Source organism: Paenibacillus sp. 1A_MP2, from assembly GCF_052244825.1.
Taxonomy (GTDB): domain Bacteria; phylum Bacillota; class Bacilli; order Paenibacillales; family Paenibacillaceae; genus Paenibacillus; species Paenibacillus vandeheii.
The window spans coordinates 2649759-2663417 of the sequence record NZ_JBQQCS010000001.1 but is presented as its reverse complement, the minus strand read 5'-3'; the positions used below and the strand labels follow the sequence as shown (position 1 = coordinate 2663417).

General features: G+C 47.7%; 13 protein-coding genes, 2 tRNA genes and 1 pseudogene. All 16 read right to left on the bottom strand.

The window, feature by feature from the left end:
* Positions 1-12: 12 nt before the first annotated feature.
* Positions 13-342 carry a DUF1904 family protein gene (locus tag ACTWJ7_RS13010; protein ID WP_024631208.1) on the bottom strand — a complete coding sequence of 110 codons (330 nt, stop codon included), beginning with the start codon at positions 340-342 and terminating at the stop codon, positions 13-15.
* A gap of 171 nt (positions 343-513) precedes the next feature.
* Complete coding sequence (locus tag ACTWJ7_RS13005) at positions 514-627, bottom strand: sporulation protein YjcZ (RefSeq protein ID WP_079349589.1); 114 nt, start codon at positions 625-627, stop codon at positions 514-516.
* A gap of 116 nt (positions 628-743) precedes the next feature.
* Entirely contained in the window at positions 744-1418 is a 675-nt protein-coding gene (locus ACTWJ7_RS13000) for a hypothetical protein (RefSeq protein ID WP_301877888.1), read from the bottom strand.
* 169 nt (positions 1419-1587) lie between these two features.
* A complete protein-coding gene (locus tag ACTWJ7_RS12995) occupies positions 1588-1758 on the bottom strand; it encodes a hypothetical protein (protein ID WP_157258415.1) in 171 nt (56 codons plus the stop codon).
* 86 nt (positions 1759-1844) lie between these two features.
* Positions 1845-3404 (bottom strand): tetratricopeptide repeat protein, encoded by a 1560-nt coding sequence (locus ACTWJ7_RS12990; protein ID WP_301878417.1) that lies wholly within the window; start codon positions 3402-3404, stop codon positions 1845-1847.
* Positions 3405-3567: 163 nt separating this feature from the next.
* Positions 3568-3768 (bottom strand): hypothetical protein, encoded by a 201-nt coding sequence (locus ACTWJ7_RS12985; RefSeq protein ID WP_079349590.1) that lies wholly within the window; start codon positions 3766-3768, stop codon positions 3568-3570.
* A gap of 354 nt (positions 3769-4122) precedes the next feature.
* A tRNA-Ile gene (locus tag ACTWJ7_RS12980) sits at positions 4123-4195 on the bottom strand.
* Positions 4196-4251: 56 nt separating this feature from the next.
* A tRNA-Met gene (locus ACTWJ7_RS12975) sits at positions 4252-4324 on the bottom strand.
* A gap of 71 nt (positions 4325-4395) precedes the next feature.
* Positions 4396-4560, bottom strand: coding sequence for a hypothetical protein (locus tag ACTWJ7_RS12970; RefSeq protein WP_167666091.1), 165 nt, complete (start codon positions 4558-4560; stop codon positions 4396-4398).
* A 131-nt stretch (positions 4561-4691) separates the two neighbouring features.
* Entirely contained in the window at positions 4692-6143 is a 1452-nt protein-coding gene (locus tag ACTWJ7_RS12965) for an ABC transporter substrate-binding protein (RefSeq protein ID WP_301877889.1), read from the bottom strand.
* A gap of 21 nt (positions 6144-6164) precedes the next feature.
* Positions 6165-7028, bottom strand: coding sequence for an ABC transporter ATP-binding protein (locus ACTWJ7_RS12960; protein ID WP_024631213.1), 864 nt, complete (start codon positions 7026-7028; stop codon positions 6165-6167).
* 1 nt (position 7029) lies between these two features.
* A complete protein-coding gene (locus ACTWJ7_RS12955; RefSeq protein ID WP_301877890.1) occupies positions 7030-9936 on the bottom strand; it encodes an ABC transporter permease in 2907 nt (968 codons plus the stop codon).
* Entirely contained in the window at positions 9936-10979 is a 1044-nt protein-coding gene (locus tag ACTWJ7_RS12950; protein ID WP_443145509.1) for an efflux RND transporter periplasmic adaptor subunit, read from the bottom strand. Before ACTWJ7_RS12950 ends, ACTWJ7_RS12955 begins: the two co-directional genes overlap by 1 nt.
* A gap of 39 nt (positions 10980-11018) precedes the next feature.
* A pseudogene (locus ACTWJ7_RS12945) lies at positions 11019-11734 on the bottom strand (ABC transporter ATP-binding protein).
* A 493-nt stretch (positions 11735-12227) separates the two neighbouring features.
* Positions 12228-12869, bottom strand: coding sequence for an orotate phosphoribosyltransferase (pyrE, locus tag ACTWJ7_RS12940; protein WP_301877896.1), 642 nt, complete (start codon positions 12867-12869; stop codon positions 12228-12230).
* Positions 12866-13606 (bottom strand): orotidine-5'-phosphate decarboxylase, encoded by a 741-nt coding sequence (gene pyrF / locus ACTWJ7_RS12935; protein WP_301877897.1) that lies wholly within the window; start codon positions 13604-13606, stop codon positions 12866-12868. Before pyrF ends, pyrE begins: the two co-directional genes overlap by 4 nt.
* Positions 13607-13659 lie beyond the last annotated feature (53 nt).

Below are 13659 nucleotides of genomic sequence, written 5' to 3'. Positions count from 1 at the left end.
GCCCTTTTATTCTCAATCCAATCGGTAATCTGTCAACGGCTTGCCTTGTTTATAATAAAGTGCTGGTGACAGTATATTAAAGAAAATATGCACATCAGGCAAATCCGCTTCTTCCAAAATATCTTGCATTGAGGAAGCAATCCGATTATGAATCTCCTGATCACGTTGGAACATCAGGATCTCTACTGAAGCCGGAGAAGGTGTAAGTGCTTGTACGTCATGACGTTCTGCCTTCATTCTCTCCTGCGGAATATTGGTGATCAACGCAAATTGCTCCGTGATGCGGGGTACAACTTCCTCCAGTTGGGGTCCTGTGAATCCTTTAAAACGAATAAACGGCATTGCTATCCCTTCAATCTCTATTATTAGTCTCTTATGTGATTTTAAGCACATTGTTTTCGGTTGTCAAATCTCTTTCATCATACCATTCTTTCATAGAAACGGGAAAATGCCCCGCTGAACTCTCAGCGGAGCGTACACGTAACCCGTCTTTCAACTTTGTTCTGCAGTGGCTTACAGCCAGAAAGATTTAGTGATGATTACGAGCAGGATGAAGAGTACGAGAATTGCGCTTGTGGAAGTCCATCCACCAACATGGCCGCCACAGCCGTATCCAACTTCACTCATTTGATTGGCCTCCTTTGAATTTCAAGGTATGCCATAACATATGTCGATTCTAACATCAATGACCGGGCTATTCGGCAAGCTCACAGGCCCAAACATTGCCTATTTTGTCCGTTGAATTATGCCAAAGGAACGACGTGAATGTTCACATCATTTCCTGGTGCTCCATGACAGCGTTCTGCTGTATTTTGCTTGTCCAGGATAATCAAACGAGTACGTGTATCATTTCTGGATGCCAAGACCACTTGCCCATCCGGGGCAATACAATAGGCGATTGGAATTGAAATTTCACTATCACGATACGTACCGTCCGCATGGCTGGTCCCCATAACGATACATTGATTTTGCACCGCCAGCCGCCGCGCTTCTTCCATCCACTCTGTATACTGCTCTTGACTGAACATCCCTACACCAATGGAATGCATGATTATATCCACTCTGCCAATATTCTCGTTATGAAAACCTTGTAACACCAGCTCGTCACACAACAAGGTGCTGATGGCCCACTCCTGTTCCTTAACGACCTCAGCAGAGGTATACTTCGCTTTCTCCAATACAGTCTCCCCAGCCTTGCTAATAATGATCGAACGGTCCTTGGGGCGTTCATTCAACCTGCGATAACCTGACACAATCATCGTTCCATATGCAGCTGCCAGACGACTGGCCTCTTCCACGTTCTGATTCAGATAACCTTCAGGAAAAAACAATACATCCGCTTCCGGATGTTGCTTCAATTCCGCTTCCAGCTGCAGTAACTGCTGTTCCAGCTTGGGCTGTCCAATTATAATCTTCAACGGTTATCCCCCTCATGAATAAAAGCCGGTTCACACCTAAATCAGGTACGAAACCTGCTTAAAGGTTGTACAGACAGGATTTCTGCTCATCGCACTTCGCTTCAAGAGTAATTGTCTTTGGTATACCGCTCCGTCTAACAATTACTTTTACAGTTTAAATGATATGTAATTAGGAATTTCTGTGCTCGATTCTATCATAAATCTCCTGCCCGTCATAACCTCGATCTGTAGCTATATCTTTCGCAAAAAGTACCATATCACCAGTCGCAGCTGAATTTGCACCCAGTGCTCCCACAACCGCCGCAAGTGGATAAAGCAAAATAGTCAGAACCTTCTTCATCTTCTCATCTCCTCTTCCGTTTAACGGAAATTATTGTGTGATCATCCTAATAATACGCTGAAGAGGAGAGTGAGTTTCAACAATCTTTATAAACATTCGAAGCTATTCAGCAAATCCTTGGCTTCTTCATGCTCAGGTTCCAAAGCCAGTACTTTCCGCGTGTAAGCCAGCGTTTCTTCTTCCAGTTCAAGTTCATAACAACACACAGCCAAGTCGTACAGCACAGCAGAATTTTGTTTTCTCGAATCCGCATCCAGGGACAGTTCCAGAAAACGCTTAGCGTCCTCATACATATACATCCCATATAACAGCTGACCAGCAAGAAACGCTACATCTCCTTGTCGTTCCATTGCATAATAAGAAGACCACATGATGTGGATTCCAGACTGAATATCAAGTATTTCCTCATCACTTGCATCAGGTAAAAGACTCGAAATCCGGTTGGCACTATGGATCAAAAACTCAGCATCATACCCGCCCAGACGCCAAAAAGGTAAAATTTGCTTCAGCTCCATCCGTTCTACCTGATCATCCATCCATTCCTTTATACTGAAAAAATCATCGGGTCCAAAACGTTCAACAAATCGGTGATATGCCAGCCGTGTGTTTTCGTACCCCAGCGGTTCGTCCAACATCAACATACATCCCACGTTCAGATCCTTATAATGATGTGTTGTGAAACGAGTGTGAGCTCCCTGCTGTTCCAATATATATTGAATGGCATGATAATTCGCTGTCAAAGAAAAACTTCCATGAAGAACGAATTCAGGCGGTTCAGCAAACTTCCAGTTGTCCAGTCGATGGTCCCCTTTGTCCGCAGTAATCAACACATACCCTGATTCTGATAACGTGTTCAACCGTTCGAGACAGGACAGGCCAATTGACGGGAACAGAATGTGCGAATCCTCTAACTCTTCCTTGTACAGTGCGATAAGTTCATGATACGGATAGTTTTCTGCACTGTACTCAGGTGCACGGCGGTACTCATAACTCAGTGTCATATTTTCCAGCAGCTCGGCAGGTTTGGAATAAAGAGAAGAAGGTTCTGAAGATTGGACGAGTACATCACATTCATATATCTCACCCTCCCCAACATAAATTAACTCCTGTGGAATACTGTCAAAGAAGTAATTGGCAATCAACAACAAGGGTTGTTTCAAATCGCCAGGTCGAATATCTGTACCTGCCACCACCAGGTTCAATTCAGTATCCTGTATTGCGTCAAAGCGTGCAAAATCCAGGATCCCTTGATCAATGAAGGATTGCATGGACGGATGCGCTCTCCATCCCAACACATTATCTTCTACCAGATCGGTCATTACATATCGAAAAGCAGGCAACTCCAAGCCTGCAAAATCCTTCAAGGCTATCAGTTTGAGCAGAATTTGGTGCGCTAAGCGCCCAACACCTGCTCCAAGCTCCAGAATGGTCACCGTTTCGGTTGTCTTCCCTTTGCTTGCGAGGTCCTGAAGAAAGCCAAAAATCATCTCGGCATACGCCGTTGCAATCATCGGATTACTCGTTATGTATTGCGGTACCTGATTCTCTGTCCAAGCATGCAGCCCTTTTTGTTCATAATATGCACGCTGCCAATCCCACACCGGAGCTTCACTGAAGCGGAAACGCTGTCCTTCGTTTTGCATCATTAATTGTAACCCTGCTTTCCATTCTAATTTCATAGACCGACCCTTCAATCTCTAACGCATTATAACATAAACTTCGTCTGGTCAAATCAAGGCCAATAGTGTACTCCCCTGTAACGGCAGCGCCTCTCACGTTTAGCTTCAAATCATCTTCTATTAGAATGGCTTAATCAAGATTATGTTCCTTTTTTTCCATTCTCTCTTTTAATAATCGAATCTCCTGCTTCAAGCCCGAGATTTCCTTTCTTAAACCAGATCTTTTTATAGCCAATGAGAACACTGCATATAATATCAAACCAACCAGAGCGATGAAAATAAATATCATCAAAATCCCCACAAAACTCACTGCACTTGCACCGCCGTCCATCGTTTTAATTACACCACCTTTACTGCATATATTTCAAAATTATACCATATATCACTCCATCAGGTTCGTTTACAAATTCGTTAGCACTCGCTTGTCTGCCATAAAAAAAGCTCCGGTAGCCTTATGCTAACAGAGCTTTCTCAAAGTGAATTATTTAAAAATTTTCAGCACTTGAAAATAATCAACTTCCAAAATAAACGTCCAATTTCCCAGCGGGCGGAATCGTCGCCATCCAAACTTCAGCCAACCAGAACGGATGATTAACGTTCATCATCTTAAGCTTTGCAGGTTTTCGTATATATTTCAGTTGTAACAACAGAAAAAAACCCTTGCTCCGCAAGGGTTTTGAGAGAATGGGCCTACAGGACTCGAACCTGTGACCAATCGGTTATGAGCCGACCGCTCTAACCAACTGAGCTAAGGGCCCTGAACAAAAACGTATAACGTTCAGATGATGGCTGTGAATCATCCAGTAAAACTAAATTGCGGGGCAGGATTTGAACCTGCGGCCTTCGGGTTATGAGCCCGACGAGCTACCGGGCTGCTCCACCCCGCGTCAGTAAGAAATATTAAAACAGCGACTTAATTAATATACACCATTCCTATGCCATAAGTCAAGGGGTAATGTTAGGGAATGAAACGTACACCATAACGCCCCTTTTTTGAACGATATACTTCCACTTCAGCTGGCTCGTTATGACCGTAAATCCATCCATCCTGCTCCATTCGCTTCGCAAGACACCCTGCCTGAAATTTGGTTGCATACAATTTGCTGAAATATACCCAGTGCATTCCACTCGTCCTTTCCTGGTGTCATCATTTTTCCCTGCTTTTGTAGAATACCCCAATTCCATAAAAATAGCCGCCAAAGAACTAAATCTCCAGCGGCTACCTCTATGATTTTATTACAAGATCATTTAACCTTATTGAAACGTGGCTTTAGGGTCCTTTTTCAACTTCTCCAGCATTTCGTTTCCTTTGGCTGCCCATTCACCAAGCGCTTCTTTTGGTGTCTTTTTGTTCGCAAGCACTTGATTGAAGTATTCCATGCCCTTGTCGCTTACTTGCCACAGGTTTGGCATTTTTTGATACATTTTATCCAAGTTCGTATTGGTCGGAGGTACAGGTTTCAGCGTATAGAATGCCTGGATGTTGTAATCCAAGCCATCCTTCGGTTTAATGAAGCTCTTCCGGGAAACCATCTCATAACTGCTGCGTGCTTTGATCTTCGCCCAATCTTCACTGTTCATGTACTTGATCAATTCCCATGCATCATCAGGGTTCTGAGCTGAACTATTAATGGCCATGAGGTTGCTCAGATAAATGTTGCCTCCGATTTCAGGAGCTTCCGGATGAACCGGAGGTGTGACAACATCCCAGTCCACCTTCGTAAAGTCTTTCATTTTATCCGCATTTTTATTGGCATCAATCAATTGATTAATATAGCTATAATCTCCAATGACCATCGCTGTTTTGCTGCTCAGGAACAGATCACCCTGAATTGGATTATAACGTCCGCTGTTATCCTGATCCTGCGGTTCGTCTCCTTTAGGGATGACTTTATCTAAGGCAAGCTTGCTTATTGTACTCCATACTTTCTCCCACTGCGGAGAATCGACGGTCATTTTTTCTGCTTTGTCATCAAAAATTTTCAGCTGCAGAGAGTTATAGTACTGTGACATCGTATAGTAAGGAGAACCGCCTTGATAGGTACTGAAAGAGAAACCAAACACATGGTCTTTGCCTTCACCCTTTGTAAGACGGGTACCTAGGTTGAAAATGTCGTCCCAAGTCATATTATCCGTTGGAGGCTCTACGCCTGCTTTCTCAAACATGCCCTTGTTGTAGAATAACGCTGCAGAGGAGAACGTTGGTGTCAAAGCGTAGATACTCTGATCTCCCAAATCCTTGATTCCCTCAAGAACACTCGGCACAATATCCGATGTATCAAACTTGTCTTCCTGCATCAGTGGGTCCAGTTGTTTGACCATGTTTTCCTGAATTAACGACTTGATTGTCGTCGTATCCGCCACGATGACGTCTACCGGGTTATCCCCTGTCATAATTTTTTTCAAGCTCTCCATCGTATCCGGAACGTCCTTCTGCTCTTCCTGATTACCATATCCGTACATGCTGCCCTGGTCTACCGCAGGTACAACTTCAATCGTGATATTCGGATGTGTCAATTCAAAAGCATCGGTAAACTGCTGGCGGAAATAGCTGTCATCCTGGCCCCCCCACATCGTTGCTACACGCAGTACACGCTGCTCGTTTTCCTTGGACTCACTTGCTGTACAACCCGCAAGCAGCGGCAATGCCAGACTAGCTGTAGCCAGCACAGCCAGCACCCGTTTTCCCCAAAACCTGTTCTTCATCTCCCAATTCCCCCTCTAAAATTATCTTGGCGGTGTAATAACAATACGCTCACCGTCAAATTCCAATGTGGCACGATTATCAATGGACAGTGCCTCCAAATACTCCTTGGGCACCTGAAGTCGCCCAGCCCGGTCAATGATGACAAAAGCTTCATGAATATCCGCGGCTCCTGCCTCAGACAAGCCATGTTCGTCATCCAGATTCGGATTGCGTTTCACGAACTCGGTGCTGGTCAAGCCGTCCCGAATCGCCACGATCCGGTCCACCTTGCCAGCGAGGGTTAGATCATGAGTAACAATCACAATCGTGACCCCGAGCTCCTTGTTCATTTTGCGAAAAATGCCCATGATTGTATCACAGGTCTCCGAATCCACCGAACCTGTCGGCTCATCCGCGAGCAGCAGCTTGGGGCGATTCGATAACGAGATGGCAATCGCCACCCGCTGCTGCTCCCCACCGGACAATTGATGCAGTTTGTTATGCATCCGGTCCTTCAGTCCAACCCATTCCAGCAGCTGCATGGCATAGGCGCGATCTCGCTTGCCTCCCAAAATCATGGGTGTTTCCACATTTTCCAGTGCTGTGAGGTATGGAAGCAGGTTACGACCGTTATTTTGCCAAATGAAGCCTACGGTATGACGTTTGTACTCCACCAATTGGGCATCTGTCATTTTCAGCAAATCCCAATCTCCGACAACGGCCGTACCGGCTGTTGGACGGTCAAGTCCTCCCAGAATGTTGAGCAAGGTAGACTTACCACTACCGCTGTTGCCGATAATAGCCATCATTTCACCTTGATTGACAGTCAGATTGAGACCTTGAAGGGCAACGACTTCCACATCGCTGGATTTAAAAATTTTGACAAGTCCTTCGCACTGGATCACGTTACCTCTCCTCTCCCATTTTGACTGCCTGGTGAACCCGCAGCCTGCGGATTTGCCACAGCAGCATTGTCGCTCCAATGATCAGCATGACTACGGTCACGCCATACAGCTGCAGCATGTCTTTCTCTTCAAATACAATTCGGAACGGAGGGACCTGTGCGGACACATTATCTGTGGTTTGCAGGAAGGGCAGGAACAGACGACTGGATACCTGACCAATGCCAATACCGAGAATGATCGAAAGACCCGCCGTGAACACCTGCTCCAGCAGCAACATACCGCTCAATTGCGCCCGGGATAACCCCATCGCCCGCAGAACACCGAACTGTACTACACGCCCGGATAGATTGAAGAACCAGTACAGGATATATCCGATCAGGGAAATAATGACCGACACTAAGAATCCGAGACTCAGTATGCCGAACACTCCGCCCCTTGACGGATGTTTGCCCTGGGATACCAGCTCTGTACGCACATCGCGTACTGACGATAACTCAATGCCTTCCGCTGCAAGCTTCTCCATCAACGGAGCAACTTTGGCATCCGGCTTCATCTTCAGCCAGACCTCATATGGAATCAGAGGCACCTGATCATAGATGTAATCCAGATTCGCAATGAAGAACGGCATTTGATCCGGGTACTGAGCGGGCCAGTAAGGTATAATGCCAAAAACTACAAATTCAATGGCCTGACCCTGTACACCAATGGAGACGAGGTCTCCGGTTTTGAGCTTGAATTTGTCTGCAAATTTGGAAGAGATCAATACGGCCCCTTCATATTTTCCAAGCAAGTCGAGGTACTTATAAGGATGTGCCGGGAACAGATCGTTGCGGAACCAAGCCACTTGAGCAAAATCCACATTGTCGATCCCCACCAGCATTCCCTGTCCACCCGATTTGCCAGAGACAATAATATTGCCTTTCGTTTGCAGCACTCTCGCTGCATGTTCTACCCCATTCAAGCTGCGGAACACTTCAAAAGGTGGCTCGGAATAGATCATCTTCGTGGGTTGTGAACCACCACCCCCACCTGATCCACCTCCGCCGCCATTTCCTCCGCCTCCAGAACCACCACTACCGTTTCCACCACCTTGCTGTCCTCCGCCTGAACCGCCGCTTTGTCCGGAACCCGTTGGCTTAACCTCAGGTGTACCTTCCCATACGGTCTGCATAATAACATCGGAACCATATCGGTATAACGTGCGCTCGGTCGAGTTCAGATCAATGGTACGAGCCGCTGCCGAGTTATACACACCAAGTCCGAGTGTCAATACAAGCAGGATCATCAAAGGATAGTAAGAAGACGATGAACGCGAAAGCTGTGTCAGTGTCAGATACAATGGAACCGGGAGAAACTTGCGCCCGATCAGCTGAATGAGCTTCAAAATCCACGGGAACAACCGTAAGAAGAACAGTCCCAGTGCAAAGATGGCGAGTGCCGGAACAAAGAACAAAAACGGCTGTACCTGAAGCTGATCTGTCGTCATTCCAGTCTGGAACGTCAACATTTGCCGTTCATAGAACAAGTAATATCCATACCCCGCAAGCCCCAGCAACGCAATATCCAGAAACCAGCGCTGCCATACCGGCGCACGATCCGTACGTGCCTGTCGGCGTTTGGCCGATACAATCGTCGCCCGCGCATAGGTTATTGCCGGAATAAGCGAGGCTATGATTGCCACCAACACGGCGATAAGGCCAAGCAGGATCGCTTCTTTCGATATTCCGATCGGAATGGATTTTCGATCCACGAACGACAGGAATCCGCTGGCAGAACCGATGCTTTTCGCCATAAACCATCCAAGAAACGGTCCGATGACAAGAGCAATCGCGCCCAGGAATATACCTTCAAGCAGATAAAGAGAGAAGATCTGCCGGGCAGAAGCTCCACGACTGCGCAGAACTGCGATGTCACTTTCCTGCTTCTGTAACGACTGTCTGGCATTCATGGCTATAAAATAAAAGACCATCGCAATCATCGGTGCAGCCAGCGTGAACAGCATGGTCTGCAATTGCAGACTCTGACTGCGGAATTGTTTCAACAGATCCCCGAAGGTGATGTCCACTTTCGTATCCTTCAACCGCTGATACAGGTCGATATCCAGCCTTTCCAGCACAGAGGTCAGTCCCGAGAGCTGGCTCGTTTGAATCTCTTTCAGATCAAATGCATAATACCAACGTGAATTCTGAAGAGGGATACCTTTTTCCTTCAGTAAAACATCATTAAATACCGATTCATCTACATATAGTCCGTTCATCATACCGTCAAATCCCTGCACCCAGTAAGGGCTGCTAGGATCATCCGCTTTGAAAGAACCTGTAATCTTCACACGCAACGTAATATCAAGACCGCTGTAAATCGGATATTCCAGCACATCTCCGATATGAAGATCATTACGATACATGCCCTCTTCCAGCATGACCGCTTCAATAATATCGTCCTTGACCTGGTTGCCCGGCTTCACTCCCGCAGAATAATTAACCTGTGCATCCAGACCTGTCATCGTGCCCAGGCTCATGCTGCGGACCCGGCTGGCATCCACTTTAGTAGGATCTTCCGGGTTCACCTCTGTGCTGCGGATGGAACGGGAGTTCACATACGTATGAAAAGGAAAACCAATGTCACGAGGCACATCCTCGCGAATATATCGATCCACCTCTTCCAGACCACGTGTGTCAGTCTTCACACCACCAGGTGCCTGATAACTCATGAGCAACGAACCGGCTGGCAGTCCCTCACTGTTGTCCTGCAGTGTCTGGGCCACGACCCGCTTCAGCGCACCATCGGCATACATTGGAATACTAACGGTGAACGCAACCGCCACAATTAGTCCGATCAGTGTGCTGAACGTCATCCAGCGAGTGTTCCACATTTTGCGGAACAGCAGTCGAAGCAATGGCAGCCCCATTAGCGGCCCACTACTTTCTGTCCAACGGTCAGACCTTTTAGAATTTCCACATCCGTAGATGTCTGCTGTCCGACTTCCACGTCCACTTCACGCTTGCTTCCATCACTCTCCACCACTTGCACATACGTTCTTGAACCGATGGAGCGCAAAGCGGATACAGGAATAACAATCGCGTTCTCTGTACGTTGGGTGACAATGGATACCGTTAGAGGTGTACCGCGTTCAACACCCTTGGGCATTTTCGCCAGCGAAACAATAACATATTGATCCAGGCTTTCTTTCGCCGGAGGCGTTCCGCCTTCTCCCGAACTTCCGCCGCTGCCGCTACCAGTTCCGCTTCCCGATGCTTGGGCAACAGGCATAACTTTAACTTTGCCAGCCACTTTGCCTGCACCATTAATGTCTACATCCGCCTTCATGCCAGCCGAGAACTTTTCGAGATCTTCTTTGGCAAACGTAGCTGCGACAACCAGATTGGATGTATCTGCTATGGTTGCAATCGGGTCATAGGCTTTGACAGCCGCACCTTTCTCCACCTGCACGGCAATAATTGTTCCGCCGAACGGAGCGGTCAAAGTGGCTTTACCTAATTGATCCTCCAGATCAGCCAGTTCCTGACGAAGTTCTTCAAAGGCAATCGTGGACTCTTCGAACTCCACCGGGTCCATCTCATCCCGCTTGCGAAGCGTTTCCTTCATCTGGACTTCCGATTTGCGAATCTGCAGGTTTTTGGCCCGGATCTCCTTCTCCACACTCTCTACATCAAGAACTGCGAGAAGTTGACCTTTCTTCACTTTATCCCCTGGTTTTACATTCAACTCTTTGACATGCATACCGTCCAGCGTAAAATATACCTTTTCTTCCCGCTGGCTCATCATCTTGCCACTTCCGCTTACTTTCTTCTCCAGCGTCTCCGTCCGAACTTCATACTCCGGCTTCTTGGAGATCGTTGGTGGTGTAATTGGCGGAAGCACTTCTTCCTCTGTTTCTGCCGGCAGCAAAGAGCAGCCGGACATCGTTGCAGCCACTATCGCACTAAGCACAATAAGCGCTGCGCGTTTCCCCTCTTCGGAGCGGCCCCTTTACTTGATAAATCTGCCGTCCGCCATTTCATAAACATGGTCCGCAACCTCCAAAATCGTAGGATCGTGTGTAGTCATACAGATCGTTACTTGTTCAACTTCAATAATATTGCGAAATACAGCCATCACCTGTGCTCCCATTTTGGAATCGAGTTCAGCTGTCGGCTCATCCGCGAGCAATAATCTCGGTCTGTGGGCTATCGCCTTGGCGATAGCAACCCGCTGCTGTTCTCCCCGGACATCTCGAATGGACGGTGCTTGACCCGTTTGGTTAGTCCAACCAGATCCAGACAATGACCTACCCGGTCCTTCCATTCCGAACGCGGCACGTCCGCCATGCGGAGCGACAGCTCTACATTTTCCCAGGCAGACAACAAGGGCATCAACGCATACGCCTGAAAAATAAAACCAATTTCCCTGCGTCGCAAAGCGGTCCGCCGCCGGTCTCCCCAATCCTGAAGAGGCTGGCCGGAGAACAGGATGTCTCCACTTGAAGGCTGATCCAGCCCGCCCAGCATATTGAGCAGCGTGGTTTTCCCTGAGCCAGATCTCCCTTTCAACATCACCAGCTGTTGCGGGTTCACTTCCATATCAATGCCTTTGAGCACATGAATAATGCGGCTTCCCGTCTGAAAGCTGCGATGAACATTGCGAACCTCCAGCACGGGCCCATCATATGGAGGCAATAGATCCTTCTTGGAAGACTGGGAGTTCACTTCAGGTTCAGCTGCTGCAGCCGCAACCTCCTCCTGGCTTGTATCACTGGTTATGTCGTGCGAGTCGATGGATGGGTTCTGTGGTTCACTTATGTATGCCGATTCCTCCTGCCCAACGGGTTCCTGCTGCTCCGTTGGTTCGACTGCGCTGTCCTCGCCTGACTGACTCTTGGCAGGTCTGATTTTGGAAAATAACTTCTTCATGCCAGCAATCACGCTCATCCTTTCTTCATATCCCGTTTACTTCATCAAGACACTAAAAATAGAAATCTATTCCATACTACACTGCATTATAAACGACGGATCACAACTAAAAGTTACAAGCTTTTTACAACGTTCCAGTGAAAAAGTTAATATTTTGATGAACAAACCAAAAAAGCACCCCAAAGTACGGGATGCCTCTTGAATATTCGATGAATTTGCCTCTATGGCGGCAATCATTACAATTTTGATACCGTTCACAAGCAAACCGTTCAATCCACTGTGAATGATATTATTTTCCAAATGAAGAAGGATCTTCACGCCAGGATTTGAGCAGTGCAAAATCACTCTCCTGGATCGTGCCCTCAGCCAACGCCACATCCATCAAAGCAGTGTAGTTGGACAGGGTTTGCAGCGGGATTTCCGCTTCTTCAAAAGCCTTAATGCCTTTGTCCAGCTGGTAGCTGAAAATGGCCAATACTGCAAGGGGAGTCGCCCCGGCTACACGTACCGCTTCTGCCGCTTTGATTGAACTGCCCCCTGTCGAGATCAGGTCTTCAATAACAACAACCTTTTGTCCCTCGGTGATCAGACCTTCAATCAGGTTCTCTTTGCCATGTCCTTTGGCTTTATCACGAATGTAAGCCATCGGCAGATTCAGCTTTTGCGCAACCCAGGCAGCATGCGGGATACCTGCGGTTGCAGTACCTGCGATGACTTCTGCATCGGGATATTGATCACGAATGATCGCAGCAAAGGCTTCAGCAATGTCGTTGCGAATCTCGGGATAAGACATCGTTAAGCGGTTATCACAATAGATTGGTGATTTGATGCCGGATGTCCAGGTGAATGGCTGCTGCGGACGCAGCGCCACCGCTTTAATTTTTAACAGTTGGGAAGCAATATGGTTAGGAATCTCGTTAAGTTCGATCATGCATTCAACATCTCCTTCAAAATGGTTTCTGCCGCTTCACGCGGATGGGGAGCGCCCGTAATTGGTCTGCCTACAACGATGTAATGACTGCCTCTGGCAATGGCTTCACCGGGCGTCAGGACACGAGTCTGGTCTCCCAGGCCACTTCCTGCTGGACGAATGCCTGGTGTGACCGTGTGAAAATCACTGCCACAGGCTGCGCGGATCGCAGGTACTTCCAGCGGGGAAGCAACAACACCATCAAGACCTGCCTCATGGGCCAGTTCTGCATAACGGACTACCGCTGCCTCAACACTTCCCTGGATGCCGATCTCGGAATTCATCGTTTCCTGACTTGTACTGGTCAGCTGAGTAACTGCAATAATCTCAGGTTTACGTAGGGATGGATCAGCAGCCAGAGCCGCCTCTGCCCCTTCACGGGCAGCACGCATCATGCTTTTACCTCCAGCTGCATGCACATTGAACATATCCACACCCAGACGAGTTATGCTTTCAGCACCCCCACGAACCGTGTTTGGAATATCATGCATCTTCACATCAAGGAATACCGAGTATCCCTTCGACTTTAATTCCCTAATGAAGTCCGGGCCAGCGGCGTAAAAGAGCTGCATGCCCACCTTCAGATAACAGGGAATGCCTTCGAGGGCCTTTACCAATTCCTGAGCCTGCTCCGCTCCGGGATAATCGAGTGCCACCATCAGACGGCCAGCCATTTCGTTGAAATTCGGGTGATTCATTTACCAGCGCTCCTTCCAAAAGCTTCATTTTTCCGTTTTTGCCCGATATAAAG

Bases quoted from the DNA above. Each gene is read 5' to 3' on its own strand.
- ACTWJ7_RS13010 (WP_024631208.1), bottom strand. From the start codon at position 342: ATGCCGTTTATTCGTTTTAAAGGATTCACAGGACCCCAACTGGAGGAA.
- ACTWJ7_RS13005 (WP_079349589.1), bottom strand. From the start codon at position 627: ATGAGTGAAGTTGGATACGGCTGTGGCGGCCATGTTGGTGGATGGACT.
- ACTWJ7_RS12995 (WP_157258415.1), bottom strand. From the start codon at position 1,758: ATGAAGAAGGTTCTGACTATTTTGCTTTATCCACTTGCGGCGGTTGTG.
- ACTWJ7_RS12990 (WP_301878417.1), bottom strand. From the start codon at position 3,404: ATGATGCAAAACGAAGGACAGCGTTTCCGCTTCAGTGAAGCTCCGGTG.
- ACTWJ7_RS12985 (WP_079349590.1), bottom strand. From the start codon at position 3,768: ATGGACGGCGGTGCAAGTGCAGTGAGTTTTGTGGGGATTTTGATGATA.
- ACTWJ7_RS12970 (WP_167666091.1), bottom strand. From the start codon at position 4,560: ATGCACTGGGTATATTTCAGCAAATTGTATGCAACCAAATTTCAGGCA.
- ACTWJ7_RS12965 (WP_301877889.1), bottom strand. From the start codon at position 6,143: ATGAAGAACAGGTTTTGGGGAAAACGGGTGCTGGCTGTGCTGGCTACA.
- ACTWJ7_RS12955 (WP_301877890.1), bottom strand. From the start codon at position 9,936: ATGGGGCTGCCATTGCTTCGACTGCTGTTCCGCAAAATGTGGAACACT.
- pyrE (WP_301877896.1), bottom strand. From the start codon at position 12,869: ATGATCGAACTTAACGAGATTCCTAACCATATTGCTTCCCAACTGTTA.
- pyrF (WP_301877897.1), bottom strand. From the start codon at position 13,606: ATGAATCACCCGAATTTCAACGAAATGGCTGGCCGTCTGATGGTGGCA.